This is a genomic window from Paenibacillus sp. JT22N7, from assembly GCF_059383875.1.
Window position 1 is genome coordinate 710,927 of sequence record NZ_JBXENY010000001.1, and the last position, 13,510, is coordinate 724,436.

Here is a 13,510-nt window from a genome sequence, read left to right on the forward strand (position 1 = left end):
GGCTTCTAAAGAGAAGTGGGGGCCTGCTCTTTTTTCGACCAATGAAATCTATTAATCTAGCAATGAAAGCTTTGCTGCTTGGCGGCATTCATAATTCGGAGGTTATTTTAGTTGTTGAAGACGAAATATAAGATGTTGACGATCGTTGCTCTCGCTTTTTTGATGCTGATCGGTTGCTATTATTTATATAAATTCAAAGTAGCTTCTATCGATCGTTTGTCCATTGACCGCGTTCAGGCGCCATTTACGAAGGTTGAATCGGTTGAAACCGTACAGTCGAGCTATGATTTAATTGTTGTCGGAACAGATCCGGAAGGCATAATGGCTGCTGTGTCTGGAGCGAGGAATGGGCTGAAAGTACTGCTGCTTGAAGGAAGAGACCGCGACATTTTGGGCGGTTTAATGACGCTGGGCGGGCTGAATACGCTTGATTTGAATTATTCCCCGAATCAGCCGTGGTATTATCGATATTTGCACAAGTCAAAGTTTTTGAACGAAGGCTTATTTCAGGAATGGTTTGATCAGGTAGAAGGCAGCTCGGTTGATACTCATACGGCGGCCAACGTCTTTTACAAGATGGTTAAACAAGAACAAAATATTGATTTGCTCATGCATGTGAAAAAGATGGAGCCGATTTTGCAGCAGTCCGGCGAGAATATGCAGCTAATGGGGCTGACCATTACTAAACCGGACGGGGCGACCGAGAAGGTAGAGGCAAAAGTAGTCATTGATGCTTCGCAGGATGCGGATATCGCTGCCGCTTCGGGAGTGCCTTTCTCCATTGGGCGCCAGGATATTGGAGAAGGCAAAGCGAAGATGGCGGCTACGCTCGTGTTTAGAATGGACAATGTGACGAACGAGGCTTGGCGGAATTTCAAAGGTCTCGAGGGCTTGGGTCTAGACAGCACAAGCATTTGGGGATTTGGCGATGCTAGAAAATATCCGCCGAGCGATCCGAACAAGGTGAAAATTCGCAGCCTTAATATTGGCAGAGAAAACAATGAGACGATGTTGTTTAATACGATGCAAATTTACGGAGTCGATCCGCTTGATCCAGAATCGGTGGCTCGAGGAATGGAAGTTGGCAAAAAAGAAGCGCCGCTCATCGTCGATTACTTAAAGAAGACGTACCCAGAGTTTGCTAATATGAACTATGCAGGTACGGCTTCTGAGCTTTATATACGGGAATCCCGGCATATTTACGGCGAATACAGGCTGACGCTTGCCGATGTATTGGAAAACCGGGATAAGTGGGATGCCATCGCTTATGGCTCCTACGATGTCGATATTCAAAGCATCAACTACAGCGATGTGGGTACAATTATGCTAAGTCCGATGCAATATGGCGTTCCATTCCGCAGCTTGGTGCCGCTTAAAGTTGACGGTCTGCTCGTTGTTGGACGCACAGCCAGCTTTGATACGATCCCTCACGGCAGCGCAAGGGTCATTCCGCTCGGCATGGCGACGGCAGAAGCGGCAGGAGCAGCGGCGAGCCTTGCGATTAGCAATGACATCACCGTCCGGGAGCTGTCCCAATCGACGAAGCTTATCAGCAAGCTGCGCAAAAAGCTCGTCAAGCAGGGCATGGACTTGACGTATGAAAAGTTTGAACAGCCGGCTTACATAAAACACAAGGACTTCAAGGGCCTTGTGACTGCAGCGAGCATGTACATGACGTCGGGGAGCTATTCCAATGAGGCATGGGATCTCGATGGCACGATGAGCATAGGGCGATATTTGAACAAAATTAGAACGCTCAAAAAAGCGCATCCCGACCAGTTCCCTGGTTTTCCAGACAGTGCAGTCAAGGATATGAAGGATTTATTGACGGGGCCATTGACATTGGAGCAGGCGGCCTATATGCTGGCACTGACGGCTGGACTCGATACGACGAGAGAAACAGCGCTTAAGGATCTCGTTTCCCGCGGCTGGATTAGCGAGGAAATCATTGGTCAGATGCTCAATGTAAAAGAGCTGACGAATGGGGATACTTACATGATGTTCTACGATATTTTAAAAAATGGATTTGGCATTGTTTACGAGTGAAATTAGTGAGTTGACACTGTATTTTGTTTTGACTTATAATGGAGTTTGATAAACCGTGTTTAATGCTCTGGACGGTCTGTTTCGGAGGGAGGGAAAACTTGTGTCTGAAACTAAGGTTAAGAAAAACGAAACCATTGACTCTGCACTTCGCCGCTTTAAACGTTCTATCGCTAAAGATGGCGTGTTGGCTGAGGTTAAGAAACGCAAACATTATGAAAAGCCGAGTGTAAAGCGTAAGAAGAAGTCCGAGGCTGCTCGTAAGAGAAAGTTTTAGGAGGCTCCTAGTATAATGAACCTGAGCGAAAGATTGAACGACGATATGAAGCAGGCCATGAGGAATCAGGACAAGTTCCGGCTTACAACCATTCGTATGATGCGTGCGTCAGCTAAAAACTTGGAAATTGATTTGAAGCGTCCTCTGGACGACAGTGAAATGCTTGATATCCTAAGTCGTGAGATCAAACAACGTAAAGATTCCCTCCAAGAATTTAGCAAAGCCGGCCGTGAGGACCTGGTAACAGGTCTTAACGCAGAAATTGAAATTATTAGTCAATACCTTCCCACGCAGCTGACCGAAGAAGAGATAAAAGCGATAGTAACGCAGACCATCCATGAACTCGGTGCTTCTTCCAAAGCCGAGATGGGGAAAGTCATGGGCGCCTTGTTGCCAAAAACGAAAGGGCGCGCTGACGGTAAACTAGTAAATCAGCTCGTACAACAATTTCTGCAATAACGATATGTTCGGACGAAAACATCCCTTCCAAGGGGTGTTTTTTGCTTTTTAATACAGCTATTTTCTAAACAAATACTCGTTGAAAGCTGTTTGATATAGCTCAAAATTTGTGCGTCCCCATAAGTTGATGTAAGCTATTTAAGCTTATTTTGCAACGTTTCAGGGTAATCCATCGTAATAACGAATATAATGGATATAAAGGAGGGGTGGAAGGTTGAATATAAAAAAATGGCGCCAAACCGCTTTCTGGGCGAAATTAGCTGTTTTCTCAGCATTGGTTGTCGCCTTGGGCAGCGGCCTGTTTGTCGGTATGCAGCCTGTAAAGGCACAGCAGCTTGCGGCGGATGAAGCTGGAGGAGCAGTCTACATTGTTCCAGTCAAACAGACGATTGAGAGTGGACTTAAGTCATTTTTGGAGCGCGCTTACAAAGACGCGGCTGAGGCAAAGGCGGAACGTGTCGTTCTCGTTATTAACACGTTCGGCGGAGAAGTGACGAGCGCAGAGGAGATCGGGGAGGTCATCCGGAAAAGCGCCATTCCAACAACCGCGTATATTGAGGGAAAAGCGGTGTCGGCAGGTACTTACATTGCGCTTAATGCGCAAAATATTGTCATGGAGCCGGGAAGCACAATTGGCGCTGCTGCTGTCGTTGATGGCGGAGGGCAATTGATTGACAACCCGAAGATCGTCTCCTATTGGACGAAGACGATGATGGAGGCTGCAAAGCTGGGTGGCCGGGATGCGAACATTGCAGCTGCGATGGTTGACACGACGGTGGCGCTTAGCTTGCCGAAAGCAGGCATAGAGAAACCGGCTGGGGAAATATTGTCCCTATCCGCCGATGAGGCGCTGGCTAGCGGTTACGCTGAGCATATCGCAGCTTCTGTAGGAGAAGCTATTACATGGCTGAAGCTTGATCAGAAGCAGCTCATTTCGTTTGAGCCCTCGCTTGCTGAGAAAGTGTCACGCTGGCTCGTTAATCCGTATGTGATGACGGTGCTGCTCATAATTGGCATTGCGGGCGTTGTAATTGAGCTGCTGATGCCGGGCTTCGGTGTACCGGGCATATTAGGCATTATCTCCTTCAGCTTGTATTTCTTCGGTCATTATGTTGCCGGGTTTGCAGGCATGGAATCGATTGTTCTTTTCGTTATAGGTTTGGCTTTGCTTATTATCGAGGTATTTGTTCCAAGCTTCGGTATTTTGGGACTGCTAGGCGGCGCAGCGCTTGTTGCTGGTGTAGTTACCGCGGCATCCGATCCGATGACAGCATTTATTTCGCTGGTCACGGCACTCGTAGTGGCTGTTCTTGTGATGTATTATATTTTCAGAAAATATAGACATAGAGGAATTTGGAACAAATTCATTCTTCGCGATAAGCTGACGAAGGAAGAAGGATATGTATCCGCCGATGAAAAGGACAGCCTGCTCGGACTTGTTGGGGTTACGCTTACTCCGCTGAGGCCAGCTGGAACCGTGCAAATCGGCGATCAGCGGATTGATGTCGTCACATCAGGCGAGTTTATTTCGACTGGAGCTAGCGTTGTTGTTATTAAGGCAGAAGGAACATGGGTCGTTGTAAAAGAGACAGTAAATAGCCTAACATAAGCGCAATTCAGCGCTTTACTAAAGCAATGGAGGTATTTAATAAATGGGTCTGGATCCGGTTGTATCTATATTGATTATAGCGGTTATTGTTATTATTGCGCTGTCCGTCTTCCTGAGCTTTTTTCCAATTATGCTCTGGATTTCAGCATTGGCGTCGGGTGTGCGTATCGGTATTATTACGCTCGTTGCGATGCGCTTGCGCCGGGTTGTTCCGAGCCGGATTGTTAATCCGCTCATCAAAGCAACGAAAGCTGGCTTGGGGCTGAATATTAATCAGCTGGAAAGCCATTTTCTCGCAGGAGGTAACGTTGACCGCGTCGTCAATGCGTTGATTGCGGCGCAGCGCGCCAATATCCCGCTCGTATTCGAGCGTGCGGCTGCCATTGACCTTGCTGGCCGTGATGTGCTTCAAGCGGTGCAAATGAGCGTTAATCCACGTGTCATTGAAACACCAACTGTTGCAGCAGTAGCGAAAGACGGTATTGAGGTTAAAGTTAAAGCGCGTGTTACCGTACGTGCCAACATCGAGCGTCTAGTCGGTGGTGCGGGTGAAGAGACGATTATTGCCCGTGTCGGCGAAGGTATCGTTACGACGGTTGGTTCAGCAAATTCTCATAAAGACGTTCTTGAAAATCCGGATATGATTTCCCGTACGGTGCTTGGCAAAGGGCTTGATGCTGGTACAGCATTCGAAATCTTGTCAATTGATATTGCTGACGTTGATGTAGGCAAAAACATCGGCGCCCATCTCCAAACGGAGCAAGCGGAGGCTGACAAACGGATTGCTCAAGCGAAAGCGGAGGAACGCCGGGCAATGGCGGTAGCGCAGGAGCAGGAGATGAAGGCGCGCGTTATTGAAATGCGGGCGAAGGTTGTGGAATCCGAATCGCAAGTGCCAGTTGCAATGGCGGAAGCACTCAAAAACGGCAAAATCGGCGTCATGGACTATTTGAACCTGAAAAACCTGGAGTCGGATACACAAATGCGTAATTCCATCGGCAAGAGCGACGCCCCAACCGAAAAAAATGACAATTAAAGATGGCAAATAAAGCACGGGCGTAGCTGCTTACCCTGGAGGTGAATCTGAACCAGTGGAACATGTAATAGAGTTTATTACGAAAAATATTTATTTCGTCGTTATTGTCGGCGGCTTTCTCCTGTCGATTTTCAATCGGGTCAGTGCGAAAAAGCGGACAAATCCGCGGATGCCGGACTTTAATGGTCAAAGCACGGCCGATGCTGCTTATCCGCAGCAGGGGACAGAGGTGCATCAGCATCAGTCCGGTCGATATGATCAGGGAGAGGCTTACCCGGAATGGGAGGATAACGATGATTATGAGGAACGGTCGATTTCCTACCGCCAAGCGGAGGAGGAGGCTGAGCGTGAGAAGCAGCGCCACCTGTCAGAGCTCGCCAGAGCGCTTGAGAGCAAGCAGAAGCAGCAAGTGCCTATAACGGCCTCGCAGCAGCGCGAAGCCGCTGCAGGGCGCAGCAATCGGGCTAGCAGCGAGGCTGAGGCTGCTGCTGACACTCGGTTAGCGCCTTTGAGCGCGGAGGAGCTTCGCAAAGCGGTCATCTGGTCCGAAATATTGGGCCCGCCGAAATCGAAGCGTCCTTATGGCAAAGTCAGATAATATAAGCTTTATTTTTGAATAGCGCGGCTTTCAGAAATCCATTAAGGATGACTGAGGGCTGCGCTATTTTTCATAAAGTCATCACCCCGCGCATAGCTTGATATAGTACGATAATGGGCCTTGTGTCATATTTAACGTCTGGCGAGCGTGATAAGGGGGACGATCCTTTACCTATGAACCGTTTAAAACGCAAACTTCGCAAAATGACAGCGGATATTCTGGATTTGCCCCAGGATGTCGTCTATGATCTTCCCCGGCTGACGATGATCGGCGATCGCCAGTTATATATTGAGAACCATCGCGGTGTCATTCATTTTTCCAGCGAGCAGCTTAGGCTCGCGCTCAGCAAGGGCGAGCTTGAAGTGACGGGCAGCTCGCTAGTGATTCGGACGATTTGGACAGAAGAGGTTTTTATCGAAGGTCAAATTACGGGCATAGCCTTGCGGGAGTAGGAGGGGAGCGGCTTGAAGCTGAAATGGTCGGACTGGGTACTCGGCGTCGTAACAGTAACTATCAGGGGCGGACAACCTGAGCAGCTTGTAAATCGGGCATTGGAAGGGGGGCTGCAGCTTGCGTCCATCGGTTGGACGGGCGATGGCAAGCTGCAGTTTGATGTGCCTTTGAGTGGTTATTTTCGCTTGAAGCCTTTTTTAAAGGAGACAGGCTGTAGGGCGCATGTCGTAAAGCGGCAAGGGATGCCGTTTTGGTTAGCAAGGCTTGAAAAACGAAAATTTTTCATCGCAGGCATTGCGTTATTTTTTATTGGCATCTATTTGCTCTCCTCGCTTATATGGTCGGTTGAGGTTAAGGGCAACGTGAAATTGACGGAGGAGGAAATTGTTGAGGCGGCGCGGCAGGAGGGGATTTTCCCGCTCCAATGGTCATTCCGCCTGGCGGATACGGATATTATTTCAAAAAGGCTCGTCAACAAGCTGCCGAAAGCAACATGGATCGGCGTGGAGAAAAGAGGAACAAGAATCATCATTCAAGTCGCGGAAACGACCGAGCCTGATCATCGCGAATTGGAAAACCCTCGCCATCTCATTGCTTCTGCTGATGCGGTCATTACGGAAATTTATACGGAACGCGGTCGTGCTGTCGTAAAGAAAAACACGAAGGTCAGAAAAGGACAAACGTTGATTTCAGGTACGCTGGGCGGCGGCGCATATATGCAGTCGGTTGTGGCAAAGGGCTCAGTTCGCGGGCTGGTCTGGTATGAATTTAATATTGCTTCACCGATGTCGCAGCAGGTTAAAGCGTATACGGGGGAAAAGAAGGAGAAGTGGTATGTGGTCATTGGCGGCAGGGCGCTGCAGGTGAGCGGCTACGGCAAAAATCCGTACGAGCAGTCGGAGACGATCGTGGAGGAGGACAAGGCGAACTTTAAAAGCATAAGCCTGCCCTTCGGACGGATGAAGCAGACGGTAATGGAAGTGCATACGGAAGAGCTTAAATTATCAGCGGATGAAGCGCGCGCAGGTGGAATTTTGCAGGCGAAAGCGAATGTAATGACAAAAGCAGGCAGCGATGCGGTCATCCGGGATGAAATTGTTTTGCATGAAAAGACGGAGAATGGTAAAGTTTATATGAAAGTTCTTTTTGAAGTAGAGCAATCGATTGTGAAAGAGATGCCACTAGTCCAGATGCAAGGAGATTGAGGTTGTTTGCTAAATGAAACAATAGTCGTCAGAATTCCGCTGGAAAACGCGGGAGAAGGATTAGCGGTATTTGGCCCGCAGGACAAGTTCCTGAGGCTGGTAGAGGCGCAGTGCGAGTCCTCGATCACATCTCGTGAGGCAGAAATCGTCATTTCTGGTGCTGTGCAGGAGGTACGCTCGCTTGAGCAGCTGTTCAGCGTCATGCTGCAGCTTGTAAGGGGCGGCTACATGCCTTCAGAGCGGGACATGATGTATGCGCTTGATTTGGCCCGTACGATGCAGGCAGAAGAGCTTCTTGATTTATTCAAGGCTGAAATTACAACTACGTTTCGCGGCAAGCCCATTCGGGTTAAAACGATTGGCCAGCGCCATTATGTAAAGACGATTCACAAGCATGACGTCGTATTCGGAATTGGACCAGCCGGCACAGGAAAAACCTACCTGGCTGTCGTGCTCGCCGTAGCCGCCTTGAAGCAGGGATTGGTGAAGCGAATCATACTGACAAGGCCAGCTGTCGAGGCAGGCGAAAATCTCGGTTTTCTGCCCGGCGATTTGCAGGAGAAGGTCGATCCTTATTTGCGTCCGCTTTATGATGCCCTGCATGATGTGCTGGGACCTGAGCAGACGGTAAAGGCTTTTGAACGCGGCACCATTGAGGTTGCTCCGCTTGCGTATATGCGGGGACGGACCCTTGATGATTCCTTTATTATTTTGGATGAAGCCCAGAATACGACGCCGGAGCAAATGAAAATGTTTTTGACACGTCTAGGCTTCGGCTCAAAGATGGTTATTACCGGCGATGTGACACAGATTGATTTGCCAAGAGGGAAAAACTCGGGTTTAATAGAGGCACAGCGGATTTTGCAAAACATAGACGAACTTGGCTTTATCTTTTTTTCCGAGCAGGATGTTGTCCGTCACTCCTTAGTGCAGAAAATCATTGTCGCCTACAATCAGGACGCTGAGAACAAAGCATAGAGAGGAATGTCCGCTCCATGAACCAGAACCAGAACCAGAATCATTCCGGTAAACAGGGGAACCTGCAGAGCTCCAAGGCTGCGGGGTGGAAACAGAGCGTAGCTGTCCGCTTCGTGCTCATGTTATTATTTGTGTTGCTGTTTTATTTCAGTCTCTCTCCGCATCTCGTTCCGGAAACGTATGATATTCAAGAGGGCGTAGCCAGCGAGAAGGATATCGTCGCTCCCCATCAAATACCGGACAGCAAGGCGACGCTGCAGGCGCAGGAGGAAGCGGCGAACCGCGTAGATGCGATCTATTCGAACGTCGCGCTGCGCAGCGAGCTGCTGCTGGGCGAGATTTTTTCGCGCATGGAGCAGTTGAATCAGGATGATCAGGTTACGACGCAAAATAAAATCGATATTTACCGCAATGAAATTCCCGGCAGGTATCCCGATTTTGTTGATAATTACGTCAAGGTAAATAAAGGCAATGGCACTTATAGCGATACGCTGCTCGATGAGATGGCGGTCGTTATTAAAGAGCAGGAATACGCGATTTCTGAGGAAACATTTTATAAAATGCCGCGCATGTCGGTAGAGTCAATTACGGAAATGCGCCAGGTTGCGCAGGAGATTGTACGCAAGCTAATGAGCGAGCAGCTCCGCAGTGCGGATGCTGCGCGTACCCGTGTGGCGGAGCTGGTGAACGCAAGCTCCCTCTCCGACCGGACTAGCCGTGAAATTGTGCAGGAGCTGGCGCGTTTCTCCATTATGCCGAACCGCTTTCTTGATAAGGAAGCGACGGATGAAGCGAAAATCCAGGCGAAGAAAAACACGCCTCAGGTCGTTATCAAGGAAGGCGACGTTCTCGTCAAGCGCGGGCAAGTCATCACGCCAGAAATGTATGAGCTGCTGAAGGATTCGGCACTGCTGCAGGATAAACGCAATTATTGGCCGCAGCTTGGCCTGTTGATTTTGTCCGTTTTGTTCATCACGGCGATGTACAGCTATTTGCATCAGTCAGGCGGCATTTCCGGCCTGAAGCCGAAATATAATAATGCGCAAATTTTAATGCTGTGGCTCATCTATTTGATCAACATCGTGGTGATGATCATTATTTCATTAATCCAGACAGATGAAATCCCGTATGTCGGCTTCCTTGCTCCAGCGGCGCTCGGGACGATGCTGATTACGCTGCTGCTGGATATGCATTTGGCATTAATCAGCTCGATTTTGTTTGCGATTATCGGCAGCATCGTGCTGAATTCGGGCACGGGGCAAAATCAAATTTTTGATTTCCAATACGGCTTTGTTATTATCGTCGTTTCCGTCGCGGCTATTTTCTCGATACATCGAGCAAGCCAGCGATCGACGATTTTAAAGGCAGGCATTATGGTCAGCCTGTTCGGCACGTTTTCCGTTCTTGCGCTCATGCTGCTGACGGAGCGTCTGGATCAAGGGCCGCTTGTGTATTCGCTTTGCTTTGCTTTTGCAAGCGGCCTGCTGACAGCTGTGCTGGTGATTGGCCTTATGCCGTTTTTTGAAGTGACCTTTGGCATTTTGTCGGCGCTCAAGCTTGTCGAGCTGTCTAACCCGAACCATCCGCTGCTGCGCAAGCTGCTTACCGAGACGCCGGGAACGTACCATCACAGCGTCATGGTCGGCAATTTGTCGGAAGCTGCGGCTGAGTCCATCGGGGCGGACGGGCTGCTTTGCCGTGTAGGCTCGTTCTACCATGACATTGGGAAGACGAAGCGGCCGAATTATTTTATTGAAAATCAGACGAATATGGAAAATCCGCATGACTCGATTGATCCAAAGCTTAGCCGGTCGATTATTTGCGCCCATGCGCGGGACGGCGTGGATATGCTTAAGGCGCATAATATACCGAAGCCTATTCGTGATATTGCCGAGCAGCATCATGGCACGACGTCGCTGAAATTCTTTTATTACAAGGCGCTTAAGCAGGCTGAGGAGCAGGGGGAGGAGCCTTCCTTTACGGAGGATGATTTCCGCTATCCTGGCCCGAAAGCCCAGTCGAAGGAAGCCGCTGTGGTCGGCATTGCCGATTGCGTGGAAGCAGCTGTCCGCAGCCTGCGCAGCCCTACGGTTGAGCAGGTAGAAGCGATGATCAACAAAATCATCAAAAGCAGGCTGGATGACAATCAATACAACGAATGCGATTTGACGCTCAAGGAGCTGGATAAGATCGCACAGTCGCTCAAGGAAAGCGTAATCGGGATTTTTCACTCCCGAATTGAGTACCCTGAGGATGTTAAGTCAAAGGAGCGTTTAGCATGAGTTTGCAGCTGGATTATAGCAATGAGCAGGATAAGGTAGACATTCCCGAAGCTTGGATCACCCGGTTGGAGCAATTGCTTCAATTGGCTGGCGAAGCGGAAGGCATGACAACGGGCGAAGTAACGCTGACTTTTACCGATAATGATCAAATTCATCAGTTGAATCGCGACTACCGCAACATTGATCGTCCTACTGATGTTTTATCATTTGCGATGCAGGATGATGGAACGGATGAGCTGGACATTATTTTTGAAGTGGAAAGCGAAGATGAGGTTGATCCTATTTCGGGCATGCTGGGCGATATTGTTATATCCGTAGAGAAAGCGGTTGAGCAAAGCGAGGAGTACGGCCATTCGCTTGAGCGGGAGATCGGCTTCCTGTTTGTTCATGGTTTTCTGCATTTAATCGGTTATGATCACGAGACGGAAAGCGATGAGGCAGTGATGACGAGCAAGCAGGAAGCAGTGCTTTCGAAGGCAGGCTTGTCGCGTTAATGAAAAAGTTTATACGCAGTTTAGGATTTGCGTGGGCGGGCATCGTATTTGGCGTGCAAAATGAACGCCATATGCGCATTCATGTGCTGGTCGCTGCTGCGGTCATTCTGCTTGGCGCTTTTCTATCGCTTACACGTATGGAATGGGCACTGCTGCTGCTCACGATGGCGATCGTTATCGTAGCAGAAATGGTCAATACAGCGGTGGAAAAAGTTGTAGATCTTGCAAGTCCGGAGCGCCATGCGCTCGCTAAGACGGCAAAAGATGTTGCTGCTGGTGCTGTATTGCTGGCAGCATGCTTTGCCGTCTTCATTGGTTTTATTATTCTTGGCCCGCCATTATGGCAAGCCATAACGGCGGGACGCCAGTAATTTTAAAGGAGTCAACAATAAATGACAGTTACTTACGAAGGTTTGCAAGAAAATTATGCAGCTTTGCTTAATCAGGCAGGAGAGGCGATGATGCGGGCCTATACGCCTTATTCCAAGTTTAATGTCGGCGCTGCCCTGCTAGACAACGACGGGCATGTCCACTATGGCTGCAATGTCGAAAATGCTGCTTATGGTCCGGGCAACTGCGCGGAGCGCACTGCTATGTTCCGGGCGATTGCCGATGGCAAAAAGCCAGGACAATTTCAAGCGATTGCGGTTATTGGAAATACGGAAGAACCTATTACGCCATGCGGAATTTGCCGCCAGGTGCTCGTTGAGCTGCTTTACCCGGATACGCCAGTTATTATGGGCAATCTGCGGGGCAACTGGTCGATTTCGACCGTCTCTGACTTGCTGCCTGGAGCATTTACACCAATGGTATTGAAAAAGGGGCAAGCTGAAGCCTAATGAGTACACCTACAACTGACAACCGTACAAACGGCAAATTTCGTTCCGGCTTTGTAGCCATCATCGGCCGACCTAATGTGGGCAAGTCCACGCTGATGAATCACCTGATCGGGCAAAAAATTGCCATTATGTCGGACAAGCCCCAAACGACACGCAACAAAATTCATGGCGTATATACGAAAGACAATACACAAATTGTATTTTTGGACACGCCAGGCATTCACAAGCCGCAGTCCAAGCTTGGCGACTACATGATGAAAACCGCGCAAAGCGCGCTTCAAGAAGTCGAAGCTGCCCTGTTTCTTGTTGATGTAGCCGATGGCATTGGCGGCGGCGACCGTTTTATTATCGAGCAGCTTAAAAAGGTCAAGACGCCGATTTTTCTCGTGCTGAACAAAATCGACAAAATCGATCCAGAGCAGCTGCTGCCGATTATTACGCAATATAAAGATTTATATGATTTTGCGGAAATTATTCCAATTTCTGCACTTCAAGGAAATAACGTGGAAACCCTTATGGATCAGCTAATCCGTTATTTGCCTGAAGGACCGCAATATTACCCTGCCGATCAAATTACGGATCATCCGGAGCAGTTCGTTGTAACGGAGCTGGTGCGCGAGAAAATTTTGCATATGACGCGTGAGGAAATTCCGCATTCCATTGCGGTTGCGATTGAGGACATGAAGGTGCAGGAAAATGGCGTTGTCTACATTGGCTGTGTCATCTATGTCGAGCGCGACTCCCAGAAGGGTATTATTATTGGCAAGAAGGGTGCCTTGCTCAAGGAAGTTGGAAAGCTGGCACGCCGTGATATTGAAGCGCTTCTGGGCTCCCGTACGTTCCTTGAGCTGTGGGTCAAGGTCAAGAAGGACTGGCGCAACCAGGAAAGAGTGCTTAAAGACTTAGGCTTTAGAAACGACTAAAGGCCGCTTCTAATTTGACGTAAATTGCTAAGGATAACATTCATGCGATCAACGCAATCTAATACCGTCTGGAGCAGCATTTCCGAGGCGGAAAGGGTTGATACGATTGCGGAATTTTTCGTGGAAGTATTTTACATTGACCGGTGATGTGGAGTCTTATATGCTCTACAAGGAAATGGATCAGCTTGGAGAAGCGGATCATCCTAACTCAATGCTCGGTGATGACCAGGAATGGGCATCCGAGCTAGAAGAAGCTTCTCCTTAGTTCAGTGGGCGCGCAGCCTTCTGACTGTCTTAAGCCGGTCACGGGGGAG

The 13,510-nt window shown here is 49.0% G+C and carries 15 protein-coding genes; all 15 read left to right on the forward strand.

Translation table 11 applies throughout. The features are described from left to right. Window positions 1-111 precede the first annotated feature (111 nt). Window positions 112-2,046: an FAD-dependent oxidoreductase gene (locus AC50Y5_RS03130; protein WP_155972742.1), complete on the forward strand. Its 1,935-nt coding sequence runs from the start codon at window positions 112-114 to the stop codon at window positions 2,044-2,046. 100 nt (window positions 2,047-2,146) lie between these two features. Beyond that, the gene (rpsU, locus tag AC50Y5_RS03135; RefSeq protein ID WP_046230300.1) at window positions 2,147-2,320 is read left to right on the forward strand and encodes a 30S ribosomal protein S21; all 174 of its coding nucleotides are present in this window, start codon (window positions 2,147-2,149) and stop codon (window positions 2,318-2,320) included. Between the two features lie 15 nt (window positions 2,321-2,335). Continuing rightward, window positions 2,336-2,779, forward strand: a complete 444-nt coding sequence (locus AC50Y5_RS03140) for a GatB/YqeY domain-containing protein (RefSeq protein ID WP_046229920.1) — start codon at window positions 2,336-2,338, stop codon at window positions 2,777-2,779. A 214-nt stretch (window positions 2,780-2,993) separates the two neighbouring features. Continuing rightward, a complete protein-coding gene (locus AC50Y5_RS03145) occupies window positions 2,994-4,388 on the forward strand; it encodes an NfeD family protein (RefSeq protein WP_235533028.1) in 1,395 nt (464 codons plus the stop codon). A gap of 43 nt (window positions 4,389-4,431) precedes the next feature. Next, the gene (gene floA / locus AC50Y5_RS03150; RefSeq protein WP_056029336.1) at window positions 4,432-5,424 is read left to right on the forward strand and encodes a flotillin-like protein FloA; all 993 of its coding nucleotides are present in this window, start codon (window positions 4,432-4,434) and stop codon (window positions 5,422-5,424) included. A gap of 55 nt (window positions 5,425-5,479) precedes the next feature. Then, window positions 5,480-6,022, forward strand: coding sequence for a YqfB family membrane protein (locus tag AC50Y5_RS03155; protein WP_494858379.1), 543 nt, complete (start codon window positions 5,480-5,482; stop codon window positions 6,020-6,022). Between the two features lie 173 nt (window positions 6,023-6,195). After that, on the forward strand, window positions 6,196-6,474 hold the full coding sequence (gene yqfC, locus AC50Y5_RS03160) for a sporulation protein YqfC (protein WP_046229917.1): 279 nt from the start codon (window positions 6,196-6,198) through the stop codon (window positions 6,472-6,474). A 12-nt stretch (window positions 6,475-6,486) separates the two neighbouring features. Continuing rightward, on the forward strand, window positions 6,487-7,680 hold the full coding sequence (gene yqfD, locus AC50Y5_RS03165; RefSeq protein WP_056029330.1) for a sporulation protein YqfD: 1,194 nt from the start codon (window positions 6,487-6,489) through the stop codon (window positions 7,678-7,680). 6 nt (window positions 7,681-7,686) lie between these two features. Continuing rightward, window positions 7,687-8,658, forward strand: a complete 972-nt coding sequence (locus AC50Y5_RS03170; RefSeq protein ID WP_056029326.1) for a PhoH family protein — start codon at window positions 7,687-7,689, stop codon at window positions 8,656-8,658. Window positions 8,659-8,675: 17 nt separating this feature from the next. Next, complete coding sequence (locus tag AC50Y5_RS03175; RefSeq protein WP_494858382.1) at window positions 8,676-10,940, forward strand: HD family phosphohydrolase; 2,265 nt, start codon at window positions 8,676-8,678, stop codon at window positions 10,938-10,940. After that, window positions 10,937-11,434: an rRNA maturation RNase YbeY gene (gene ybeY / locus AC50Y5_RS03180; RefSeq protein ID WP_494858384.1), complete on the forward strand. Its 498-nt coding sequence runs from the start codon at window positions 10,937-10,939 to the stop codon at window positions 11,432-11,434. Before AC50Y5_RS03175 ends, ybeY begins: the two co-directional genes overlap by 4 nt. Further along, the gene (locus AC50Y5_RS03185; protein ID WP_099519712.1) at window positions 11,434-11,805 is read left to right on the forward strand and encodes a diacylglycerol kinase family protein; all 372 of its coding nucleotides are present in this window, start codon (window positions 11,434-11,436) and stop codon (window positions 11,803-11,805) included. The genes ybeY and AC50Y5_RS03185 overlap by 1 nt, the downstream gene beginning before the upstream one ends. A gap of 21 nt (window positions 11,806-11,826) precedes the next feature. Continuing rightward, window positions 11,827-12,273: a cytidine deaminase gene (gene cdd / locus AC50Y5_RS03190; RefSeq protein ID WP_056029315.1), complete on the forward strand. Its 447-nt coding sequence runs from the start codon at window positions 11,827-11,829 to the stop codon at window positions 12,271-12,273. Then, on the forward strand, window positions 12,273-13,196 hold the full coding sequence (era, locus tag AC50Y5_RS03195) for a GTPase Era (RefSeq protein WP_056029311.1): 924 nt from the start codon (window positions 12,273-12,275) through the stop codon (window positions 13,194-13,196). Before cdd ends, era begins: the two co-directional genes overlap by 1 nt. A 106-nt stretch (window positions 13,197-13,302) precedes the next feature. Continuing rightward, a complete protein-coding gene (locus tag AC50Y5_RS03200) occupies window positions 13,303-13,461 on the forward strand; it encodes a YqzL family protein (RefSeq protein WP_081418577.1) in 159 nt (52 codons plus the stop codon). The last annotated feature ends 49 nt before the right edge of the window (window positions 13,462-13,510 follow it).

Excerpts from the sequence above, each read along its gene's own strand:
- era (WP_056029311.1), top strand. The coding sequence starts at position 12,273 with ATGAGTACACCTACAACTGACAACCGTACAAACGGCAAATTTCGTTCC.
- AC50Y5_RS03140 (WP_046229920.1), top strand. The coding sequence starts at position 2,336 with ATGAACCTGAGCGAAAGATTGAACGACGATATGAAGCAGGCCATGAGG.
- yqfC (WP_046229917.1), top strand. The coding sequence starts at position 6,196 with ATGAACCGTTTAAAACGCAAACTTCGCAAAATGACAGCGGATATTCTG.
- cdd (WP_056029315.1), top strand. The coding sequence starts at position 11,827 with ATGACAGTTACTTACGAAGGTTTGCAAGAAAATTATGCAGCTTTGCTT.
- AC50Y5_RS03175 (WP_494858382.1), top strand. The coding sequence starts at position 8,676 with ATGAACCAGAACCAGAACCAGAATCATTCCGGTAAACAGGGGAACCTG.
- floA (WP_056029336.1), top strand. The coding sequence starts at position 4,432 with ATGGGTCTGGATCCGGTTGTATCTATATTGATTATAGCGGTTATTGTT.
- ybeY (WP_494858384.1), top strand. The coding sequence starts at position 10,937 with ATGAGTTTGCAGCTGGATTATAGCAATGAGCAGGATAAGGTAGACATT.
- AC50Y5_RS03185 (WP_099519712.1), top strand. The coding sequence starts at position 11,434 with ATGAAAAAGTTTATACGCAGTTTAGGATTTGCGTGGGCGGGCATCGTA.